Consider the following 271-nt stretch of genomic DNA (forward strand, 5'->3'; position numbering starts at 1 on the left):
TACGTTTGCGTTAGCTTCGATTTCGCCAAGAGATTTTTGAGTACGTTCAGCGAGCTTTCTAACCTCATCGGCTACGACGGCAAAACCGCGTCCATGCTCACCTGCACGAGCCGCTTCGATAGCTGCATTTAGAGCTAGCAAATTTGTCTGATCTGCGATATCGCGGATTATAACTATGATATTTTTGATCTCTTCGCTTTGGCGCGTCACATCCTGTGCCTTTTGACTAATGGCGTTCATAGAGCTGCTCATCTGCTCGACTGCGGCGGCG

Annotated in this window: 1 protein-coding gene; it reads right to left on the reverse strand. The window is 49.1% G+C overall.

The window, feature by feature from the left end:
• Nucleotides 1–271: methyl-accepting chemotaxis protein (locus H740_RS10325; RefSeq protein ID WP_002953701.1), on the reverse strand; the 271-nt coding region annotated here is incomplete at both ends.

It is taken from the genome of Campylobacter showae CC57C (assembly GCF_000344295.2).
In the GTDB taxonomy this organism is placed as follows: Bacteria; Campylobacterota; Campylobacteria; order Campylobacterales; family Campylobacteraceae; genus Campylobacter_A; species Campylobacter_A showae_B.